17 protein-coding genes, 4 tRNA genes and 2 pseudogenes are annotated in these 20,698 nt (G+C 57.6%); 9 read left to right on the forward strand and 14 right to left on the reverse strand.

What is annotated here, in order from left to right; all coding sequences use genetic code 11:
- Positions 1 to 109: 109 nt before the first annotated feature.
- The 3 genes from FJD34_RS21675 to FJD34_RS21685 all read left to right on the forward strand — a co-directional run bounded on the left by FJD34_RS21675 (position 110) and on the right by FJD34_RS21685 (position 2,832).
- Positions 110 to 1,120, forward strand: a complete 1,011-nt coding sequence (locus FJD34_RS21675) for an oxidoreductase (RefSeq protein WP_082445547.1) — start codon at positions 110 to 112, stop codon at positions 1,118 to 1,120.
- Entirely contained in the window at positions 1,111 to 2,013 is a 903-nt protein-coding gene (locus FJD34_RS21680; RefSeq protein ID WP_090290695.1) for a LysR family transcriptional regulator, read from the forward strand. The genes FJD34_RS21675 and FJD34_RS21680 overlap by 10 nt, the downstream gene beginning before the upstream one ends.
- Before the next feature lie 120 nt (positions 2,014 to 2,133).
- Positions 2,134 to 2,832, forward strand: a complete 699-nt coding sequence (locus FJD34_RS21685) for an alpha/beta hydrolase (RefSeq protein ID WP_090290694.1) — start codon at positions 2,134 to 2,136, stop codon at positions 2,830 to 2,832.
- 120 nt (positions 2,833 to 2,952) lie between these two features.
- Here the strand turns inward: FJD34_RS21685 and FJD34_RS21690 are convergent, their stop codons facing one another.
- From FJD34_RS21690 to FJD34_RS21710, 5 genes are all read right to left on the reverse strand, one after another.
- Positions 2,953 to 3,894: a catalase family peroxidase gene (locus FJD34_RS21690; RefSeq protein WP_090290693.1), complete on the reverse strand. Its 942-nt coding sequence runs from the start codon at positions 3,892 to 3,894 to the stop codon at positions 2,953 to 2,955.
- 126 nt (positions 3,895 to 4,020) lie between these two features.
- Positions 4,021 to 5,475, reverse strand: a complete 1,455-nt coding sequence (locus FJD34_RS21695) for an aldehyde dehydrogenase family protein (RefSeq protein ID WP_090290692.1) — start codon at positions 5,473 to 5,475, stop codon at positions 4,021 to 4,023.
- 13 nt (positions 5,476 to 5,488) lie between these two features.
- Entirely contained in the window at positions 5,489 to 7,000 is a 1,512-nt protein-coding gene (locus FJD34_RS21700) for a GMC family oxidoreductase (RefSeq protein WP_090290691.1), read from the reverse strand.
- 21 nt (positions 7,001 to 7,021) lie between these two features.
- On the reverse strand, positions 7,022 to 7,543 hold the full coding sequence (locus tag FJD34_RS21705) for an SgcJ/EcaC family oxidoreductase (protein ID WP_139115698.1): 522 nt from the start codon (positions 7,541 to 7,543) through the stop codon (positions 7,022 to 7,024).
- Positions 7,544 to 7,602: 59 nt separating this feature from the next.
- Complete coding sequence (locus FJD34_RS21710) at positions 7,603 to 8,595, reverse strand: amidohydrolase family protein (RefSeq protein ID WP_032859659.1); 993 nt, start codon at positions 8,593 to 8,595, stop codon at positions 7,603 to 7,605.
- Positions 8,596 to 8,982: 387 nt separating this feature from the next.
- Between FJD34_RS21710 and FJD34_RS21715 the strand changes: the two genes are divergently transcribed.
- From FJD34_RS21715 to FJD34_RS21725, 3 genes are all read left to right on the forward strand, one after another.
- Positions 8,983 to 9,513: a YybH family protein gene (locus FJD34_RS21715; protein WP_197677881.1), complete on the forward strand. Its 531-nt coding sequence runs from the start codon at positions 8,983 to 8,985 to the stop codon at positions 9,511 to 9,513.
- Positions 9,514 to 9,679: 166 nt separating this feature from the next.
- Complete coding sequence (locus FJD34_RS21720; RefSeq protein ID WP_032859247.1) at positions 9,680 to 10,546, forward strand: LysR family transcriptional regulator; 867 nt, start codon at positions 9,680 to 9,682, stop codon at positions 10,544 to 10,546.
- Between the two features lie 124 nt (positions 10,547 to 10,670).
- Positions 10,671 to 11,615 (forward strand): LysR family transcriptional regulator, encoded by a 945-nt coding sequence (locus FJD34_RS21725; protein ID WP_065943524.1) that lies wholly within the window; start codon positions 10,671 to 10,673, stop codon positions 11,613 to 11,615.
- Here the strand turns inward: FJD34_RS21725 and FJD34_RS21730 are convergent.
- The 5 genes from FJD34_RS21730 to FJD34_RS21750 form a co-directional block, all read right to left on the reverse strand.
- Positions 11,612 to 12,226, reverse strand: coding sequence for a nitroreductase family protein (locus tag FJD34_RS21730; protein ID WP_090290690.1), 615 nt, complete (start codon positions 12,224 to 12,226; stop codon positions 11,612 to 11,614). The two genes, FJD34_RS21725 and FJD34_RS21730, sit on opposite strands and share 4 nt — an antisense overlap.
- 250 nt (positions 12,227 to 12,476) lie before the next feature.
- Positions 12,477 to 12,552, reverse strand: a tRNA-Gly gene (locus FJD34_RS21735).
- Positions 12,553 to 12,555: 3 nt separating this feature from the next.
- A tRNA-Glu gene (locus tag FJD34_RS21740) sits at positions 12,556 to 12,631 on the reverse strand.
- 105 nt (positions 12,632 to 12,736) lie between these two features.
- Positions 12,737 to 12,812: transfer RNA gene (locus tag FJD34_RS21745), tRNA-Gly, on the reverse strand.
- A 2-nt stretch (positions 12,813 to 12,814) separates the two neighbouring features.
- Positions 12,815 to 12,890: transfer RNA gene (locus tag FJD34_RS21750), tRNA-Glu, on the reverse strand.
- Positions 12,891 to 13,248: 358 nt separating this feature from the next.
- Here FJD34_RS21750 and FJD34_RS21755 point away from each other — a divergent pair.
- Both FJD34_RS21755 and FJD34_RS21760 read left to right on the forward strand, forming a co-directional pair.
- A complete protein-coding gene (locus FJD34_RS21755; protein WP_090290689.1) occupies positions 13,249 to 14,019 on the forward strand; it encodes a hypothetical protein in 771 nt (256 codons plus the stop codon).
- Positions 14,020 to 14,237: 218 nt separating this feature from the next.
- Positions 14,238 to 14,855, forward strand: a pseudogene (locus FJD34_RS21760) (alpha/beta fold hydrolase); the annotation flags it as partial.
- Here FJD34_RS21760 and FJD34_RS28900 read toward each other — a convergent pair.
- From FJD34_RS28900 to FJD34_RS21775, 4 genes and pseudogenes are all read right to left on the reverse strand, one after another.
- Entirely contained in the window at positions 14,742 to 15,833 is a 1,092-nt protein-coding gene (locus tag FJD34_RS28900; protein WP_411736498.1) for a methyl-accepting chemotaxis protein, read from the reverse strand. The pseudogene FJD34_RS21760 and the gene FJD34_RS28900 overlap by 114 nt on opposite strands.
- Positions 15,813 to 16,982 (reverse strand): annotated as a pseudogene (locus FJD34_RS28905) (HAMP domain-containing protein); the annotation flags it as partial. The gene FJD34_RS28900 and the pseudogene FJD34_RS28905, both read right to left, overlap by 21 nt.
- Positions 16,983 to 17,006: 24 nt before the next feature.
- Positions 17,007 to 18,431 (reverse strand): aminotransferase-like domain-containing protein, encoded by a 1,425-nt coding sequence (locus FJD34_RS21770; RefSeq protein ID WP_065943520.1) that lies wholly within the window; start codon positions 18,429 to 18,431, stop codon positions 17,007 to 17,009.
- A gap of 205 nt (positions 18,432 to 18,636) precedes the next feature.
- Positions 18,637 to 19,398 carry an SDR family oxidoreductase gene (locus tag FJD34_RS21775; protein WP_090290688.1) on the reverse strand — a complete coding sequence of 254 codons (762 nt, stop codon included), beginning with the start codon at positions 19,396 to 19,398 and terminating at the stop codon, positions 18,637 to 18,639.
- A 226-nt stretch (positions 19,399 to 19,624) separates the two neighbouring features.
- Between FJD34_RS21775 and FJD34_RS21780 the strand changes: the two genes are divergently transcribed.
- Positions 19,625 to 20,632: an NADP-dependent oxidoreductase gene (locus FJD34_RS21780; protein ID WP_032859232.1), complete on the forward strand. Its 1,008-nt coding sequence runs from the start codon at positions 19,625 to 19,627 to the stop codon at positions 20,630 to 20,632.
- Positions 20,633 to 20,698: the final 66 nt, after the last annotated feature.

The raw sequence follows: 20,698 nt of genomic DNA on the forward strand, positions 1-20,698 counted from the left end.
TCCTGATAATAACGATCACTACAAAAAATATTGACACGATCACTTGCCCTGAATTATTACATAGCGATCGTTATGTATATAGCCCCGGTTTTCCTGGCGGTACCAGAGGATGCACTCCGTGACAACGCGCTTACTTACACCCCTGGATATCGGGACTGTGACGCTGAAAAACCGCAGGATTTTTACCCCCCAAGTGCCCTCCTCGTCCCAGTCAGCCAGGCCTTGCAGCGTTCAATGCGTGGATGCCGGGCTGGTGATTGCATCGGGGGCACCTGTCTGCCCCGAAGGCCAGGGCCATACCGATGCCTCGGGTCTTTATTCAGCCGAGCAGGTCGCCGGCTGGAAAGTCGTTACCGACCGTTTTCATCAAGCCGGCTGCTTGATTGCCGCCCAGCTCTGGCATGTGGGTCGCGTGTCCCACCGTGACCTGCAACCGGACAATCACCCGCCCCTTGCCCCCTCGGCAATCCGAGCCCGCTCAGAGGTGTTCATCTGCAATGGCCAAGGCGCAGGCATCGGGGTGCCGGCCGCGAGCCCCAGGCAAATGACCCTGGCAGACATTCACGTGACCCAACAGGCGTTTGTGGACGCCGCCATCAATGCAATGGCTGCCGGGTTTGACCTGGTTGAGATTCATGGCGCCAGCGGCTATCTGATTGAGCAGTTCCTAGCCACTGGTACCAATTTGCGCCAGGACGAGTATGGAGGATCACTGGAAAGCCGTGCCCGGTTCCTGTTGGAAATCGTCGATCAGTTGATCAGGGTGCTAGGCGCGCAGCGCATTGGTGTGCGCCTGTCCCCCTGGGGCACCCTCAATGACATTGAAGATCGCGAACCCCACGCCATGGCCCTGTACCTGGCCGAGGAACTTAACCACCGCAACATTGCTTACCTGCACCTGGTGCAATGGCTGCCGGGCACAGGGCCGGCCTACCCCGAAGGCTTTTGCCGATGGCTACGGGCGGCCTTCAAGAACCCCTTGATCGTGTGCGCCAACCCCGATAGCGAGAACAGTGAGCGGCGGCTGCTTCAGGGCCTGGCAGACGCCGTCGCCACGACAACCTTATCCAGGCGATGTGCCTGTGACTCAAAACCCCAAGAAACTGCAGCATGGATCTGAATGCGGTCCGCATGTTCGCGGCCACGGCGCAATCCGGCAGCCTGACGGCCGCTGCCGAGCACCTGGGCATTCCACTTGCCACCATCAGCCGTCGGGTCCGGGACCTGGAGCGCGAGCTCAATGTGCAACTGTTGCAACGCTCGGTGCACGGCACATGCCTCACCGACGCCGGCATGCGCCTATACCAGCACGCCAACCGGGGCCTTGAGATACTGGCCAATGGCGAACGCGCCTTGCTCAACGATCAGGCTCGGCTTAAAGGGCTCTTGCGGCTTTCACTACCGTCCTCGCTCACGCCATGGTGGGAGATGCTCTCAAGGTTCCAGCAGCGTTACCCAGGCATTGTGCTGCAGGTCCGGACCTGCGACAGGCCCATCAAGATGATCGAAGAAGGTGTCGATGTGAGCATGCGCATTGGCCGTTGCACCGGGCACTCCTTGAGCACTCAACGGATGCTCGCTTACCACCATGTGCTGGTGGCGGCCCCCGCATTGCTTCAGCGCCTGGGGGTGCCCGCCAGGGTCAAAGACTTGCACCAGTTCCCTTGTGGCGTCTGGAGCCAAGGCACCACGGCTTATTGGCGCCTGGGAAAGGAAATATTCAAACCTGAGCCGACGATCGTCACCAACGACTACACCCATTTGTGCAACCGCGCCCTGGCCGGTGACGTGGTGACCGAGCTCCCTCCCTTCATGACAATGGAGCACATCAAAAACCAGCAGTTGGTTGCCTTGCTGGAGGATCACCCGCTCCCTGACCTGGAGATCACACTGCACTACGCTTCACACCCGCATCCCTCGCCCATTGTGCAGACCTATCTGGATTTTGCCCGGCAGCACATAAAGCATCCTGCACGGTTCGATGCCCATTCGACCGAGCGGACTCACGCATAAGTCATCTCCTCTCTCAAGAACGGGATCCTGCCTCTCGCCAGCGACCCTACTCATGAAATTCAAATGGCATTAGCTTTTTCAAAGCGTGCAAACGCATCCATGCACTGAGGAGTGACACACATGACAACTAAACCTGCTGTGCTATTGGTACACGGTTTTTGGGGCGGGGCTGCACACTGGAGCAAGGTTATCGTTGAGCTGACACACAAAGGCTATACGAACATCCATGCCGTTGAACTGTCGCTGACCTCACTGGCCGAAGACGCTGAACGCACTCGCAAGATGATCGCCCAACAATCGGGGCCGGTTCTGCTGGTGGGCCATTCTTATGGCGGTGCAGTCATTACCGAGGCGGGTGACCAACCCAATGTCATCGGCCTGGTGTACATAGCCGCCTTTGCACCTGACGCAGGCGAGAGCCCTGCAAGCATCACCCAGGCACACCCGCCTGTCGCAGCCGCCAACCTTGTGCCTGACAGCGACGGCTATCTTTGGGTCAAGCCCGAACTGTTCCATGAGAGCTTCTGCCAGGACCTCAGCGCCGATGAAGCCATCGTGATGGGCGTCACGCAAAAAGCACCATTGGTCAGTACCTTCGCCAACACCATCAGCGCCCCGGCCTGGAAGAAAAAACCTTCGTGGTATCAGATCTCCAGTGATGACCGCATGATCGCCCCCGAAAACGAACAGCGCATGGCCAACCGACTCAATGCGCAAAAGGTCATCACCCTGCACGCCAGTCACGCTTCGCTGGCATCAAGACCGGTCGAAGTTGCCGCGTTTATTGATCAGGCCGCTGTTACCGCCTGCAGCAGCTAACCGTCGCACTTGAGCACCCCCATCCTGTGGCGGGTGCTTGAGACTGCCGCTTACATCAGCCCTGGTGGCGAGAGTCGATCATGAAAAAGCAAGCGTTGGTCGATAACACCGCGCGCGCCCTTACGGTTGACGCCGACGCAAAGCGGCGCGCCGATAGATCTCGTGCCGCGCAGCAATCATCGGATCACTACTGGTTTCTATGCCATCTACCAGGCGCCCAGGGTCAAAGGCCATGACTTGCTGGGCCAAGGCTTGCTGCGATGCCGGGACCAGGGTGTGCAACGTCAATATGCCCAGTTCGACTTCACGGTGGGCCTGCGCCCCTTTGCGAGGCCACGGGATGGAACCGTCATCAACGGCATCGCCGGGCGCGGCCAGTTGCAGAATCAGGCGCATATTCACAGGCCCGACACCCAGGCGCCCAGCCATTGCCTGTTGCAAATAATCATCAGGCATCGTGGCCAATTGCTCATCACCGAGCAACGGCTCCCTGATCTGCGGCTCGATGCGATAACGACCAATATGGCGCCCGCCTTGGGCATCAACAAACACCAGGCTATTGACCCCAAAATATTCGATCGAACTGTAACTGCGGGGAGCCGGCTTAACCGATTCAAGGAATGCCTGCGCCCTGGGATGATCTGCCAGGAACGCCTGTAGCGGCGCCGGATTGGCAGGCGATGCGACGCTGGCAGCAATCCCCTGCAAAAATGCCAGAAACGCTTGAGGGGTGGCAACGGGAAAGCCGTCGAAAGAGTGCGCGACAATATCCGTTGACTGGCCACCCGGCAGTTCAAATCGAATGGCCATGCCATGGGGACTCGCACTGGGATCACCATCGCGGGTGGACGGCACACCGCTGAAGTTCGAGAACCGTACCAGCACGGGCACACCTTCTCCCTGAAAGTGAGCCGCCCTACTCAGGCCTTGCGCAGCTTGTGACGCAACAAATGTACCGCCGACCAATACGCCTTTGGCATGCGCAATGCGAAACCCCGGATGGTTGCCAAACGTTGCGTAGAGAGCGTCTAGCAACGCGTCGTACAGCTGACTCTGTGACATAGGCACGCTCCTTTGGATCTGCAACTTATCCTGATTGGCGACTACTGGCCCAGAGATTGCGAGCATCCCTGTCAGCACTACCGTCGCCAGTGGTTTCAAGAAGCCCACGAACTCAAACCTGCACAGTCACTGGCGCGGGCCAGGGTTGAGGGCAATGTGTTTGTATTCAACGAAATCATCCATGGCCGCCATCCCGTTGAGCCGCCCTTGGCCTGATTGTTTGAACCCGCCCTCTTCGAACTCGTCGTAGACCACCGCCCAATCGTTGACCCACACCGTCCCCGCCTCAAGCTCACGGGCAACCCGCAGGGAACGGTCGATATCCCGTGTCCAGATGCTCGCGGCCAGGCCGTATTCGCTGTTGTTGGCCAACTCGATGGCTTGGGCTTCAGTGTCGAAGACTTGCAGGGTCAGTACCGGCCCAAAGGTTTCATACTGCACGATCGACATATCCGCGTCGTTTACTTGCAGCAGCGTCGGACGGTAAAACGCCCCCTGCGCCAACGGTCCCTCAGTGACCGGACCACCGCGCACGATGACCTGCGCTCCGGCAGCAATCGCCGCCTCAACCACCTTGTTGACGCGTTGCACGTTGGCCTTGTCGATCAAGGGTCCCATTTCACTCGCGGGATCCGCTGCCGGGCCTACGCGCACCGCTTTGAGACGGGCGGCCAGGCGCTCAATCAATACAGGCGCAATATCGCGCTGCACCAGCAGACGCGAGCCGGTCATGCAGAACTGTCCGGCGAAAACCGTCAGGGCCTTTTCCAGGGTCGGCACTGCCGCCTCAAGATCAGCATCGGCAAACACCACCATGGGTGTTTTCCCTCCCAGCTCCAGGCCGAAGCGCTTGAGGTGTTGCGCACCGACGGCTGAAATGCTGCGACCGGTACTCGTGCTGCCGGTAAAGCTGATCACCGGTACGTCGGGGGACTCAACCAGATGCTTGGAACCTTGCGGCCCGAGCTCGCTGAACAAGTTGATGACCCCCTTGGGCAACGAGACGGCTTGCGACATGATCCGCGATACCAACGTGTTGGTCTGGGCTGTCTGGCCGGGCATTTTGATTACCGCCGTACAGCCCGCCGCCAGGGCCGGGGCCAGGGAGCGAATCATCAGTACAACCGGTGAGTTCCAAGGCGCAATGATGCCTGCCACCCCGACGGCCTGGCGGATGACCAGGGAAATCTTGCCGGGCTTCGGCTCGGCGGCCCGTCCGTATTCGGCCCTGGCGAGCGCCGCGTAATAACGCAACTTGGAGGGCACCATGCTGACTTCAAACTTTGCCTCGGGCTTGATCTTGCCATTTTCCAGCGCGAGGATTTCGATCAACGCGGGAGTGTTACGCTCAAACGCATCCGCCAACTCCAGCAATACCTGGGCACGCAAGTGGCGGTCGTCTTTCCAGGCCGTTTGCACAAATGCCCGACGTGCCGCCTCGATGCCTTTCTGTGCCTCATTCTGTCCGCCATTGGCATAGCGACCAATGACGTTGGAGGTCGCGGGGTCAAAGGACTCTTTGTAGTCGCCGGAATCAAGCCATTGACCATCAATCCAGTTCAGCGCGGTAGTTGGATTCATTTTATAAACTCACTCAGCGATAGAGGTGGGCAATTTTTTCGGCGGTGGCAATCACCGTGATATTGATCGCGACAGAAGGCACATCAGGAAAAATCGAAGCATCCACCACCCGCAGGCCATGCAGCCCCAGGACCCGACCTTCCAGGTCAACCACCGCCCGCGGATCGCCTGCATGGCCCATAGGCGCGGTAGACGTGGGGTGATGGTAGGTATCAAGACTTGCCCGAACACTGGCCAGCAGCGCCTCGTCGGAGTCGGCGCCCGCACCGGGATTGAGTTCTGAATGAACAAACTGGCTCAAGGGCGCGCTCGCACCGATCCTGCGAGACAAGCGAATCCCTTCCAGCAGGCGCTGGCGGTCTTGCTCTTGGGCAAGAAAGTTGAGGTCGATCTTCGGGGCCACCAGCGGGTCGCGACTGACCAGCGTCACCTTGCCCGTGGACAAAGGCCGAGTCAGCGCCACGGCAAGCACAAACCCCACCTTGGTCGGGCTCTGCTCATGCGGGAACAAGTGGGTGGCGGTGATATGCAAATCCAGTTCACCGCCCTGGGCTGTGCTGCTATGAGTCCAGAGCTTGGCGCCGATTGCCGGGGATTGACTGCCGATCTGATCGGGCTGCGCGGCATACGCGTTGTAGTAGAACGGATGATCCACCAGGTGCTGACCCACTGGCAGGTCCGCCACCAGTGGAATCTGCAGGCCCTGCAGATCCGCAGCAGGACCAATGCCAGAGCGCAGCAGGATCGCGGCACTGCCATAGGTACCGGCACAAAGGATAACTTCGTCGGCCAGGAGCTTTTCGCCATTGGCCAGTTGCACCCCCGTGGCCTGCTTGCCATCGAACAACACCTTATCCACCAACGTGTCGGGACGAATATGCAGGTTGCGGCGCGAGCGGACGGGGTCTGTCAGATAGGCCATGCCCGTATTGACGCGCACGCCGTTGACCACGTTCATCGGATATGGCCCGACTCCGTCGGCCTGCGCCCCGTCAAAGTCCTCGATCACCTTGAAACCATTGGCCACCGTAGCGTCGATAAAAGCACGCTGCATGGGGGTCACATCCGCGCGGCTCAATTGATGCACGGGAAGCGGCCCGTCATGACCATGCAAGGCACTCTCGCCGCCGCTGTGGGTTTCCAGTTTTTTGAACCAGGGCAGCATTTGCTCGAAGCTCCAGCCAGGCAGATTCCAGCGCTGGAAATCAGCCTCCCGGGCACGAATCGCTACAGCACCATTGACACCCGAACTGCCTCCCAGCACCTTGCCGCGCACGGCACCAATGGGATGGTCGATGTAGCCGGGCTGGGTCTTGTATCCCCATTCAAACTCGGGGTTGCCATTGGCTCCGACAATATCGCTCTTGGCGATGATCTCGGGATAGTTGCTGGAGGTATAACTATGCCCAGCTTCGAGCAGGACTACCTGGCGCCCGTTGCTTTCACTCAAGCGACGGGCAAGTACCGCACCGGCGGAGCCACCACCGACAATAATCACGTTTATAGTACCAAGCGTACTCGTCATATTATTTCTCCTGCTCAATCGCTAAGGCTGGGTAATGGTATTGTTTTGTGCCGAGCGCACTTTCCAGTTCGAATTACTCCTCACCAGGACCCAGGTAAATATCCCCGAATAGGGAGGCATTACTTTGCCGCTGTCGTCTCGAACATCTTTGATGCTCCAGCGCCAGTGCACAATCGCTACATCCGGGCTGACAAGATTGATTTGCGGAACACCGCTGATGGCATAGACGCTCTTGTCATAACGCCCCTTGAATAATTCACTGTGAACTTGGTAAATCTTTGCCGGGTTATCCCATTTGCTTCCGGTAATACCGATAAAATCTCCATCCACCGCAAAAAGCTCGCTGAGTTTTTTGGCATCATGCAGATTCCAACTCGCAACAAACTGATCAATCAATTGTGTGATCGCCTGTTGTGCAGCATTCACTTCTGTACGGTTATCAGCTCTGGATGAGTCAGCACTGACCATCGAGATCGGAGCGCCAGACAATGCAACCACTAATATCCAGAGACGCGTATTTTTAAGAGCCAATATTCTCAACACGGAAAAGACCTCCACCAGCGGATCAAAATAACTTCCACCCGCGACAACACGGTGACTATTTACAACGCAAATAACTTGAGCGCATTCTCACGGCCGATTTTCATACGGTCGTTATCACTGATCAGCGCATTATCAAACCATGTGCTGGCGGTCTTCATGCTTTCATAGGGGTAATCAGCGGAGAACAGCATGCGGTCTACGCCAATTTCACTGATGGAGTCCAGCAAGCCTTTCGTGTGAAAGTGCCCTGCCGTGGTTAAATAAAAGTTGTTCGATAAATAATGCCCGACTGATTGTTTGGCATTGCCAAGCCCCACACCCTCACGCTGCATGTTCAGACGATGCTGCAACCGTGGCAGCATCAACGGTAAACCTTCACCCAAATGCCCGAGAATGACAGTCAGGTTGGGATACTTGTCGAAAAGCCCACTGAGCATCAAACGAATCGCATGGGTGGCCGTTTCATGGGCAAACCCCCAGGCTGAACCGACAAGAGATGGATAACCTTCATAGATACGGCGCTGACTGGGCAACGGTTCACGAGGGTGCAGGTAGACGGGAACATTCAACGCCGCTACACGCTCCCAAAACTCCCAGACAGGCGACTCATCCAGGTATTGGGCGCTGTCGACATTGCCTATATTGGTGTAACCGTTGATCAATGCACCGACAAACCCCAAATCCTTGACCGCACGCTCCAATTCGTCAGCCGCAGCAGCCGGTGACTGAAGCGCTACAGTGGCAAATGCTTTTAAACGCGAGGGATGCTTGTCCACAAAGCGCTCACGAATGTAGTCATTGGTTTGCCTGGCAAAATCGATAGATTTTTTAGTATCGAGTAGGCCCTGGGCACCAGGCGACGTCAGGGAGACGATTGAGATATCAATAGCGTTCTCATCCATTTCCTCAACTCGACGGTCACTGTCGAGCAAGCGCCATTCAACGTCATCCATATAAGCCTGACCATTCCTGGCTGCCTCGCCCGAAGAGTCCCACACACTGTTGTTCAGCTCAGAACTTACGTGTTCCTCAAGAACGATTTTACCTTTCATCATCTCACCTCAGTCAATGGCTTGCCCGGCGCTATCTAAATTTAATATCCAGCAATCACCACTGAGTGTTAACCCTCAGAAATGAGATACCGACTCCCATATGTGAAAGGCAATAAAACCCGAACCCTTTAAACAAAACAGCACAGGACCTTCCAAGAGAAACAGTATTGAAGCGCAAACACTTTCTCGCTGCAAAACAACATCCTCTCATTTATAGATGGCTCCCTATCATCCCTGACAGTTCATCCTGGGATAAAAGTAAGGCAGGATACTGACACCAGCGACATGACAATCACTGTTTGCCACTGGCGGCCAGTAGTGCATTGACCGATGCCTACATTACAACTTCGTAATCAATGCCACACGAAACACCTGTAGAGGGAATGCATGAAAACAACAAATCTGATTCGCAGCCAGCTTCTTACATTGGCCATGACCAGCGCCTTTACCTTCTTCACCGCCGCCAGCGCAACCGCGGCAGAAGGCAATGATGCACTGCCGTACTCCAGTGATCCGCAAATAAAGAGCGTGCAACAAGAAGCCTACAATGTCGTCCGCCAATATGAGCAAGCACTGAACGAAGGCAACACCAAAAAAATAGTAAGTTTGTTTGCCGCCGACAGCGTTGCAGAGTGGAATAACAAGCCTACCTATACGACCGCCCAGCAAAAGGCCGAAGGCTACGATGCATTATTTAAAATAGCCAAATTCAAAACCGTCTTCGCCTATGACGCAATTAACCTGTATGGCGATGCGGCGGTCATCCGTACACATCACCATAAAGGTGCGACCGTTATGGAGAATGGCAAGCCTGTCACTGACCTGAACCGCGAAGTTTTCGTGCTCAACAAAACCAGCCAAGGTTGGAAGATTGTCTTGTATACGTTTAACACTGACCCCATACAGGGCGAAGGTTAATTTCGAACAGCATAAAAGTGTACTAACGGGGTGCGAACCCACCTTCACACCCCGTTCCACAAGCCTGCCCCTTTTTAAACCTTCCCTCTTGGTACAGCCTTTAACTGCACCACAACAAACAATGTCTTTACGGTCAAGACTGCACTCAGAGAATAGAAGTAGCACCATGGACCTCAATGCCATTCGAATGTTTGTCACCACTGCCAAATGTGGCAGCTTCACGGCCGCGGCCGAGCGCCTGGAAATGCCACTCGCAACACTCAGCCGGCGAATCCGGGAACTAGAACGTGTATTGCAAGTGCAGTTGCTGGAGCGCTCGGTCCATGGCACGCGCCTCACCGACGCGGGCACACGGCTGTACGAACACGCCAGCCGAGGGCTGGAAATGCTGGTCGATGGCGAACGGGCCCTGATCAGCGACCAGGCACAACTCAGGGGGCGCTTACGGCTTTCGCTTCCCCCATCGCTGGAGCCCTGGTGGGAAGTGTTGTCGGCGTTTCAGCAGTGCTATCCAAACATCCAGTTGCAGGTCTATACCAGCGACAGGCGGATTGACATGATCGAAGATGGCATTGATGTGGTCATGCGCATCGGTCCTATTACCCATGACTCCATGGTGGCTCGCCGGATGTTGGCCTATCGCCACATCCTCGTCGCTTCTCCCACCCTGCTGACGCGTTCAGGCATGCCCGATAAAGTCGCGGACTTACACAATTATCCCTGCGGCGCCTGGAGCCAGGACGCTACGGCTACCTGGCAACTCGGCAAAGAGGCATTCAAGCCAGACCCCATAATAGCAACCAACGATTATGCTCATTTACGCACCCGAGCGCTGGCCGGGGACCTGGTAACCGAGTTACCACCGTTCATGGCCATGGAGGCGATAAGGAACAAGCAATTAGTCGTGCTCCTGGAAAAGCACCCCTTCCCGGAAATGGAGATCAATCTGCTTTATCCATCGCACCGGCATCCATCCAACCTCGTGCGAACCTACCTGAACTTTGCTCTGCTACATGTAAAGCGCCTCATGTAACTGCCCGCACCTGCGGGCAGGACGAGATGGCAAGCCAGAAGGTATTGATGTTTTTCAGCCAGAGCGATGCAACGATCAACATCTGCCATGGTCAAGACCTCAGATAACGATAAGAGAGGTGACGATGGATCTCAACGCGATACAAATGTTCGTGGCTGTCGCCCAGATGGGAAGCCTGTCAGCTGCCGCCATCCATCTGGACATTCCACTGCAAACCTTAAGTCGACGCATTCGTGAGCTGGAACATGAATTGAACGTGCAACTCCTGCAGCGCTCTATGCGGGGCACAAGGTTGACTCAGGCTGGAGAGAAACTCTATGAGTATGCCAGCCGCGGCATAGAAGCCTTTGCGCAAGGTAAATCAGCGCTGATAAGTGATCAGGACGAACTCAGGGGCCGCCTGAGAGTGGCACTTCCCGTCGCATTTGAACCCTGGGGGCAATTGCTGCGCGACTTCCAACGGCGTTATCCGCAAATAGAGCTGGCGGTTTACTTTACCGAGCAACGCATGGACCTTATCGCCGAAGGTATTGATGTAGCGCTTCGCGTTGGCGCCATTGAACAAGATACGTTGATTGCACGCTATATGATCAGCTATCGACATCAACTCGTTGCCAGTCCAGCCCTGCTTGAGCGTCTGGGCGAACCTCATATACCTGATGACCTGCTCAGGTTTCCTTGTGCAACCTGGTCAAAAGACTCCAGCACGCGCAGCCAGTGGACCCTGGGTAACCAGACTCTCGAACCTGCTGCCATCGTTACGACAAACAACTACCTGCACCTGCGCAACTGCGCACTTAATGGCGACTGCATTACCGAACTACCCCCCTTTCTGGCGGTACAGGCCATTAAAGAAGGCAGCCTGCGGTCAGTGCTGGACAACTACCCAATGCCAGAAAACCCTGTGCATTTGCTCTATCAGTCTCACCGCCACCCTTCGCGACTGGTGCGCGTCTACCTGGACTTCTGCCAGGAGTATTTGCAGCACTGGTGCCCTTCTTTGGCTCAACCGTCACCCGTCACACACCCACAGGCTGAATCAACAACCCGTGAGCGTGTTGGCTGTTAGACCAGAGTCAGTACTTGCTTGAGGGCCTTGCGCGGTTTTTGTGGCCAGTTTTCAGCCAGTGCATAGCCGACAGCAATCAGCATCACAGGCACTTCGGACGAAGCCAGTTGGAACTCACGGGCAACTCCGGCCGGGTCAAAGCCGATCATCGGGCCTGAAGCCAGCCCTTGCCCCTGCGCTGCCAGCATCAAGGTCATTGCACACAGTGATGCCGAGCGAATGGCTTCATCACGCTGAAACACTTCATTGCCTTCGTACATCCCATTGGCCATGGCAACCCAAGTGTCGAAAACCGAACGCTCGATAATGCCTTGTTCAACCGATGGCAGCAGAGCATCCGGCAAGCCTTTGTGTGGGGCCAGCGTTCCGCAGATGATAAAGGTAACGGCCGCCTCGGCGATTTTTGGCTGCTCATAAGCAACTTTTTTCAAGCGCTGCTTGGCCTCGGCCGTGCGCACGGCAATCACTTTCCAGTTTTGCGCATTGAATGATGAAGGGGCCAGCGTGGCGAGACGAACCAACTCTTCGATTTGCTCATCCGAGAGCCGACGGCTCGTATCGAACGCATTCGCTGAGATTCGGCTTTCGATCAATTCGCTAACATTTTTCATGACACTTCCCATTGGCTGTTATGACGCGATAGACCCGCAAGCCGCCACGTTAAAGTGACCGCACTTACGGCCAGTCATAATCCACCCCCGAGCGACTCCATGAGAATACTCACCAGTGAGATGCGGCCTCCCATGAATCAGAGGCTCATTCGGGTTTATCGAACCATTGACCAGCCGTTTGAGCCCGCCAGCCATAAATCGCAGACAAACAAAAACGCCGATCATCACTGATCGGCGTTTTTGTTGAATATGGAGCGGGAAACGAGACTCGAACTCGCGACCCCGACCTTGGCAAGGTCGTGCTCTACCAACTGAGCTATTCCCGCAAATGGCGTCCCCTAGGGGACTCGAACCCCTGTTACCGCCGTGAAAGGGCGGTGTCCTAGGCCACTAGACGAAGGGGACACGCTAACTGAAACACATGGTGTGTATTCCAGTGCCCAGAGGCCTTGTCCGAAGACTTGGTCCTGGTTTCACTCAGTGCCGCCCGAAAGCCACACTGTTTAAAAATGGAGCGGGAAACGAGACTCGAACTCGCGACCCCGACCTTGGCAAGGTCGTGCTCTACCAACTGAGCTATTCCCGCAATGGCGTCCCCTAGGGGACTCGAACCCCTGTTACCGCCGTGAAAGGGCGGTGTCCTAGGCCACTAGACGAAGGGGACACACGTACAACATTCACTCCCTACCGCGTTTCGCTGTGTGCTTTACGCTGTAAGTGGCGCGCATTCTATGGATGGATTGAAAGGTCGTCAACCCCCAAGGATAAATTTATTTAAATCAATGACTTCGCCCTGCTTTACAAGCACCGTCAGGGTTTCTCGCTGTCCAGGCTTTGACGCCTATATTCTGACGCCCGACAAGACGTTATAGTCCCCGCCGGCAAATGATGGCAATGTGCATCTACTCAGGCAAAGCCTATCTATATAGAGGAAAGCACTGACTCATCTCGTCGAAGAGTCCTATCCGCCGCATGCGCCAATCACTACACTTCAACGCACATCCCATAAAGAGGTCACACCGGTGACACCACTCATGATCACCCTGCTGGTAATAGCCGGGATCGTAATACTGATCGCCATTGGCTACATGAACCATGTGGTGGAAAACAACAAACTGGAAAAGGCCCGGGCCCAGATTGAGCTCAACGACCGGCTGCGGCGCTGCGGAGAGATCACCGAGACGTTCCCCGGTCAATTGATGACACCGCAGCTCAAACTGCTGCTGACCCGCCTGGAACTGAACGTCAACCAACGCATGCTCCACCTCAACAAATCCAGCGCAACCATCAAGGCGCGTATTGCCGAACTGGAAACACTGGTTGGCCAGGGCGAATCGATTCCGGTGAACAACCCGCCGGGGCCGATCCAGACCGAAGCCAAGGCCAAGGATGTGCGCTTCTTATTGGAAGCGCTGCACGGTCAAGTCACCCGTGCCGCCCAGGACGGTTTTTTGCCGACCAATGAGGCCAAGCACTGGATCCGTGAAATCCGCCACCTGCTGGTGCTGCTGCATATCGAGTTTTTCAACAATCTGGGCCAGCACGCCCTGCAACAGGCGCAACCCGGCCAGGCACGCCTGGCGTTCGAACGCGGTGTGCAGTACCTGCGCAAGCAGCCTGAACCGGCGGCCTACAGCCAGCACTTGCAACTTTTGGAGAAACAATTGGCACGCGCCAACTCCATGGTGCTGACCAACAGCCAGCAAACCGCAGAAGAGGTCAATGAGCTGACCGAAGGCTTGAAAGCCGATGACGCGGATGCCGAATGGAAAAAGAAAGTCATCTACGATTGATCCCTCCTGCACTGGACTGACGGGTGCATTTTCTGCATCCGTTGCCATCATTCTGCACCTATCGCCGCCCCTGACATTCGCGTAGAAAATAGCGCTTCTTTTAACGAACGAGGCCCGCTATGCCTATTGTCGTCATTGATGATCAACCCTTGCACTACGTGGACCAAGGCTGCGGTCCGGCTGTCCTGCTTGGGCAGAGCTACCTGTGGGACCACCAGATGTGGGCGCCGCAGATCGAGGCCCTGTCACAACACTACCGGGTGATTGTTCCCGAGTTGTGGGGCCACGGTAAATCCGGGCCACTGCCATCCCAGACCCGCTCCATGAACGATCTGGCGCGCCAGATGCTGTCACTGCTGGACCACCTGAACATCGCCAAGGTCAACCTGGTCGGTTTATCGGTAGGCGGCATGTGGGGCGCCCCGCTGGCGCTACTGGCACCCGAGCGGATCAACAGCCTGGTGCTGATGGACACTTACCTGGGCGCAGAGCCCGACGCGACCCGCGAAAAATACTTCGCCCTGCTCAATGCAATCGAGGCCGCTGGCGCTATCCCCGAGCCGCTGCTGGATATCATCGTGCCGATCTTCTTTCGCCCCGGCATCGACCCCACCTGTGCGCTGTATCAGGACTTCCGTCAGTCCCTGCGCGAATTCCCCAGGGAGCGCCTTCTCGACAGCATTGTTCCCCTGGGCCGCCTGATCTTCGGTCGCGAGGATGCGCTAGAAGGGTTGTGCCGCCTGCCTGCCGACACCACGCTGGTGATGTGCGGCAACGAGGACCAGCCGCGCCCACCTGCAGAAACCAAGGAAATGGCCGAGCTGATCGGCTGCCCATGGGTGTTGATCCCGGACGCTGGGCATATCTCCAGCAGGGAAAACCCCGAGTTCGTCAACGGGGCGTTGCTGACCTTCCTGGCCACTCACACCTGACCACAGACGAAAGTGCCCCACCATGCCCTTGAGCTGCGCGCCCAACTGCGCCAGCTCGACACTCGATGCAGCGTTGCCCTGCATACTCAGCGCCGATTGATCGGCACTCGTGCGAATGCTGGTGACGCTGCGGTTAATCTCTTCGGCCACTGAACTCTGCTGCTCGGCCGCCGCCGCGATCTGTTGGTTCATCTGCTGAATCAGCGAGACCGCCGCCGCAATGCTGCCCAAGGCGCTTTCGGTTTCCAGGGCATCACTGACGGCCAGTTTCACCAGCTCGCCGCTGTGCTGGATATCCCGCACTGAAGACTGTGCAGCACTGCGCAAGGTGCTGACCAGACGTTCGATTTCCTCCGTCGATTGCTGGGTGCGCCTGGCTAATGCACGCACTTCATCGGCGACCACCGCGAAACCTCGCCCCTGCTCTCCGGCGCGTGCCGCCTCGATGGCCGCGTTGAGCGCCAACAGGTTGGTCTGCTCGGCGACGCTTTTGATCACCTCCAACACGCTGCCGATGTTCTGGATCTCGGCACTCAGGCTCTCGATGCTGGAGCTGGCGGATGTCGCCGAACTGGCCAGCAACTCGATGCGCTGCAAGCTCTGGCGTACCACCTGCTGGCCGCTGTCGACTTTATCGTCGGCGGTCTGTGCCGCTTGCGCGGCCTGCTCGGCATTGCGAGCCACATCGTGCACCGTGGCGGCCATCTGGTTCATGGCGGTGGCGACTTGCTCGGTCTCTTCTTTCTGGCTGCTGACTTCGATATTCGTCTGCTCGGTCACGCTGGACAGCGACTGGGCCGAGCTGGCCAACTGCTCAATCCCAGCCTGCAACCCGCTAACCATATTGCTCAGGCCACCGCCCATCTGCTGCATCGCCTGCATCAATTGGCCCATCTCGTCCTGTCGGCTCACCTCCATGCGCCCGCTGAGATCCCCTGCGGCAATCTGCCGGGCCACGGTAATCACGCTGCGTAGCGGCATGACGATCAACCGGGTAATCACCCACGCCGCAATCACCCCCACCAACAAGGCCAGGGCCGATGAAACAATGATCAGCAGGCTGCTCTTGGCCAACTGCGCCTGCATCGACTGGTCCTGCGTCGCATAGGCCTGGTTGACCTGTGACACCACCTGCGCCGCCCGCTCATGCAACTGCTGGTAGACGATTTTCTCCTGGGCCAGCAGGCCGGTGTATTCGGTGAGTTTTTCGCTGAAGGCGCCGATATGCCCAACCACTTCATTGAGCACGGTCTGATAGCCAGGGTCCTTGACCAGGGTCTTCAGTTGCTCGGCCTGGGCCAGGGCCTGGTCAGCCTGTTCGATGCGGCCTTGCCCGGCACTGTCCTCATCACCCTTGCGGCTTTGGTCCAGGCGCACCCGCGCTTCATTCATGGCTTGCAACATCAGTCGCGAGACCTGCCCCACCTGCCCGGCCTGCTCGATAAACTCGCCGCCCTCCCTGCCCTGGCTTTCCTTGAGGCCATAGGCCCCGTCGTCGGCCAGGCCGGCCTGCAAGACATCAAGGTTATTGGCGACGCTGGACACCGACCAACTGGCCATTTCCAGTGCCAGGTCCTTGGCCTGGGTCAGCTCGACAAACTCGTCAAACGCCTTGCGATAGGCACCCAACGCCTGCTCGACCTCGGTCATGTCGAGTGCCAGGGCTTCGGCCACCAGGCTGTCGACCCGTTCATGCAGGGTCTCGACCGACTTGGCATCGGTGCGCAACGCATACTCCTGCTCGATCAAGCGCACGTTCAGCAGCCCCTGATTGAGCGAGGACATGCCCTTGAGCCCCACAAAACGCTGGCCAACGCTTTGCAGGGACCACACGCCAATCGCCGCCACCAAGGCAGTCAACAGCAAGACCAGGGCAAAGCCCAGCGCCAGTTTCCGGGCCAACCCAAGATTGGCAAATCGTCGTTGCACGGCCGAAATCATTACGCTTAACCCTCTTGGCGTGGCGAATCCCGGCAGGCCGGGTTTGCATGCAACGAGATTCGCAACGACACCCCCCGGAGCACAAGTCATTGCCAGCACAATAATGGCAAAAAGCTACATCCCCGTCGTTTTCAGAATGGTGGAGGTCGATCCCGCAGGCCCCATGGCCTTGAACAACGCCAAGGCCCGATGATCGCAGGCGTAGGCCACATTGATCCGTAGCCAGTCAGCATGCTCGCCAGTCGGGCTGAACAGCTCCCCGGAAGACAGCAAGACCCCAAGCTGTCGGGCCCGTGCGTGCAACCTTGAGCCACCCCCTGGCCCTGGGCGCGCCCAAACAAACATGCCGCCCGCTGGCACTGCAAAGACTTCCCACTCTTCGTCCTCCAGCACCTGCAAGGTCTTCGCCATCTCCGCGCTCAACCGTCGGCGCAGGCGTTGCACCCATTTGCGGTAGGTGCCATTGGCCAAGAGGCTGGCCACCATGGCTTCGGCGAAGCGTGAGGTGCCCATGCCCGTCAAGGTCTTGAGCTTGAGCACCTGGCTGATAAGCGCCGTGCTGGCGGTCAGATAGCCGACCCGCAGGGCGCTGCTCAGGGTCTTGGAAAAGCTTGAAACATAGATGACCCGATCATCATGGGCCAGCGCCGCCAGCCGGATACAGGAGGCGTGTTGCAGGTCGCCATAGACATCTTCCTCGACAATCAGGAAGTCGTGGGTGCTGGCCAGGTGCAACAGGCGCTCGGCCACCCCGCGTGAAAGGCTGGTGCCAGTCGGGTTGTGGTAGAGGCTGTTGATGAACAGGCACTTGGGGTGGTGGCTGACCAAAAGCGTTTCCAGGGTTTGAATATCCGGGCCGCTGCGGGTCCTGGGGACCTCCAGCAACCTGACACCATGAAAAGCCAACTGACGATACAAGTTGCCGTAGCCAGGCGTTTCAACCACCACTGTGTCGCCAGCCTTGAGCAAGGTGCGTATCAACAAATCCTGGGCATGACTGGCACCGTGGGTGGTGAGGATCCGCTCGGCGCTGCTGGCTACCTGAATCTGGGCCAGGCGTTTGTGCAACTGTTCACGCAACACCGGCAACCCCAGGGGCGTGCTGTAGTTGAAAACCCCTGCGGTATCGGTGCGGCTGATTTCGCGAATCGCGTAGCTGATGTCATCCGCTTCACGCCAGGAGTCCGGCAGCCAACCGCACCCCAGCTTCAATTCGCCCAACTGGTTATCGGTAAAGGCCCCCCACCTGCGCTCCGCGCCCTCATACCACTGGCACTCAGCCAGTGAGCTGCTGGCAGTCGGTTGTGCCGCGATCACAAACCCCGAGCCGGCTCTTGAGGCCAGCACCCCTTCAGCCACCATGCGCTCAAGGGCCTCGATCACACTGGATTGACTGAGCAGGTTGTCATGGGCCAGTTGCCGGATGGAAGGCAGGCGCGTTCCAGGGCTGACCCCGCTCTCCCGAATCCACGCAGCAATGGCACTGACGATTTGCTGAACCACCGGTACAAGGGCTTGTCGATTGATCCCTAAATCCATGAGCCACCCCCTTCAACTGTTTGGCATTTAACTCAAAACAGTTAAGCACAGAAGGTCAGGATCACTTCGCTCATATTTTTATTAAATCATTGATTTTATTGAGATATTTACCTATTGAAACACAATGAATCAGGGCATCTTGCCACCTGCGGAAACGCCCCACAGCACTCGAAATCACTTTCTCAGTGGCGCAGGGCAGCAGGTCCTAAATAGCCGTCGCACCACCATCTACGGCCAACGCATGACCGGTGGTGAACGCAGCACCATCGCTGCACAGATAGAGCACCGCGCTGGCAATCTCGTCGACTGTCCCAATACGCCCGACCGGATGCATGGCGGCGGCAAATTCGGCCTTGCGCGGATCGGCTTCATAGGCACGGCGGAACATGTCCGTGTCAATCACCGCCGGGCACACCGCGTTGACGCGGATTTTCTTTTTCGCATATTCGATGGCCGCCGACTTGGTCAGGCCGATCACCGCATGCTTGGACGCTGCATAAATGCTCATCTTCGGCGCAGCCCCCAACCCGGCCACCGATGCGGTATTGACGATCGCCCCACCGCCCTGGGCCAGCAGCAATGGCAACTGATACTTCATGCACAACCACACGCCCTTGACGTTGACGCCCATGATGGCGTCGAACTCGTCCAGGGTGCCGTCAGCCAGCTTGCCCTGTTCAATCTCGATGCCGGCATTGTTGAACGCATAGTCCAGGCGACCATAGCTGTTCAACACCTGCTGCATCAGTTGTTGTACGTCCGACTCCAGGGTGACGTTGCAGCGCACGAACACAGCTTCGCCGCCTGCCTCGCGGATCAACGCGACCGTACCCTCGCCGCCCGCCACATCCAGGTCGGCGACCACCACTTTCAAGCCTTCCTGGGCAAATGCCAGCGCCGTGGCGCGGCCAATGCCGTTGGCGGCGCCGGTGACCAGGGCAACCTGGCCGGAAAACGTCATGCTCATGCTTATTATCCTTGGATGAATGCCTTTGGACCCAGCATAGCCAGGAGCCAGCGCCGCGCGTCAGCACTATCAGAGGGCCGGTTGGACGCCCATGCGTGGCAGTGATAAGCCTGCTGGGCTCACTATCAACCCAGCCTATCGGCGAGCATTCGCAGTGATCGGCCGAGCTTGCTCCCATGGCCTGGAAGGTCTATCACTTGAGGTCCATTTACCCAGAGTCCTTGCCATGACTGCCCAGACCAACCGCCAATTCCTGCTTGCCAAACGCCCGGTCGGCGCGGCCACGCGGGACACCTTCACCTATCAGGAAGTGCCGGTGGGTAACCTGGCAGATGGCCAGGTGCTGGTGCGCAACGAATACCTGTCCCTCGACCCGGCCATGCGTGGCTGGATGAATGAAGGCAAATCCTACATCCCGCCGGTAGCCATCGGCGAAGTCATGCGTGCACTGGGCGTAGGCCAGGTCATCGCCTCGAACAACCCGAAGTTCGCGATCGGCGATTACGTCAATGGTGCCCTGGGCGTGCAGGATTACTTCCTCGGCGAGCCGCGTGGTTTCTACAAGGTCGATCCGAAACTGGCACCGCTGCCGCGTTATCTGTCGGCGCTGGGCATGACCGGCATGACCGCCTACTTCGCCCTGCTCGATACCGGCGCGCCCAAGGCTGGCGATACCGTGGTGATCTCCGGCGCCGCCGGTGCGGTGGGCAGCATTGCCGGGCAGATCGCCAAGATCAAGGGCTGTCGTGTGGTGGGGATTGCCGGTGGCGCCGACAAGTGCAAGTTTCTGGTGGATGAACTGGGGTTCGACGCGGCCATCGACTACAAGAGCGAAGACGTGCCGGCGGCCCTCAAGCGCGAATGCCCGAAAGGCGTGGATGTGTATTTCGATAACGTCGGCGGCGATATCCTCGACGCAGTGCTCAGCCGCCTCGCGTTGAAAGCGCGGGTGGTGATCTGTGGAGCCATCAGCCAGTACAACAACAAGGAAGCCGTGAAGGGCCCGGCCAACTACTTGTCACTGCTGGTCAATCGGGCGCGCATGGAAGGCTTTGTGGTGATGGATCATGCGGCGAACTTTGCCGCGGCCGGGCAGGAAATGGCCGGCTGGATGGCCCAGGGCAAGCTCAAGAGCAAGGAAGATATTGTCGAAGGACTGGAGACATTCCCGGAGACGCTGATGAAGCTGTTCAACGGCGAGAACTTTGGCAAGTTGGTGCTGAAGGTCAACTGATACACCACAAACCAATGTGGGAGCTGGCTTGCCTGCGATGCAGACGCCTCGGTTTTTCAGTAACCC

The organism is Pseudomonas brenneri (genome assembly GCF_007858285.1).
Taxonomy (GTDB): domain Bacteria; phylum Pseudomonadota; class Gammaproteobacteria; order Pseudomonadales; family Pseudomonadaceae; genus Aquipseudomonas; species Aquipseudomonas brenneri.